The sequence below is a fragment of the Phytobacter sp. V69 genome, from assembly GCF_965644215.1.
Taxonomy (GTDB): Bacteria; Pseudomonadota; Gammaproteobacteria; order Enterobacterales; family Enterobacteriaceae; genus Phytobacter.
This window is the reverse complement of the sequence record NZ_CBFFRL010000473.1, coordinates 1-772: the sequence shown is the minus strand read 5'-3', so window position 1 is coordinate 772 and position 772 is coordinate 1. Positions and strand designations below refer to the sequence as shown.

Sequence of the window (772 nt, the reverse complement as noted above, 5' to 3'; positions counted from 1 at the left end):
CGGGCCTGGGCGTGGAGATTGACTGGGCGCAGATTGAAAAAGCCCATGCCATCTACAAAAGCCTGCCGGGCGGCGCGAGTAACGATGCCGGTCCGATGCAGTACCTGATCCCGGGCTGGAAATTCGACCATAAACGCCCGGTATTTGGCCGCTGAGTGTGAATATGTCCGGCACATTTGTATTGTACCGGGCAGTCCATGCGATTCCTTTACCGATAAACGAACAGGCGGCAAAGCGAACGTCTGCCTTGCCGCAACGGGCAACGCAATCAGTAGTAACCGAGCAGTTTCCACCAGGCCATACCGACGGCAAAAATCAACACCACATTAAACGTGACAACGCAGAAGTTAATTCTGTAGAACCGGGGGCGCTCAAAATAGCCCTGAGCAAAATAGATAGGGCCAGGACCGCCGCCATATTCCGTATTGCCCCACATCAGGTTGCTGAAAATACCGAAACAGATCGCCACCATCATGGGCGGTGCGCCCGCAGCAATGGCGGTTGCGGCGAACGGGGCATAGAGCGCGGCCACATGCCCGGTGGCGGTGGCAAATAAATAATGCACGTAGATATAGATAAGCCCCAGCAGGACAAAGGATTCCATCGCGCTAAAACCATGGATACTGCCGCCAAGCTTGAGGGTCATCCATTTGATAAAGCCGAGGTCGGCGAGTCCACTGGCCAGAGAGATAATGACGCTAGGCTGTGTCCCTTAATCACCTGAGTTATAGTAACTGTCTTTTTCAACAACATATTGAACTATGGCTCGCTA

General features: G+C 53.4%; 2 pseudogenes. One reads left to right on the top strand and one right to left on the bottom strand.

Annotated elements, in window-relative coordinates:
- Positions 1-155 (top strand): annotated as a pseudogene (locus ACSZPU_RS26065) (glucarate dehydratase); the annotation flags it as partial.
- 113 nt (positions 156-268) lie between these two features.
- Here ACSZPU_RS26065 and ACSZPU_RS26060 read toward each other — a convergent pair.
- Positions 269-700, bottom strand: a pseudogene (locus ACSZPU_RS26060) (anion permease); the annotation flags it as partial.
- Positions 701-772: the final 72 nt, after the last annotated feature.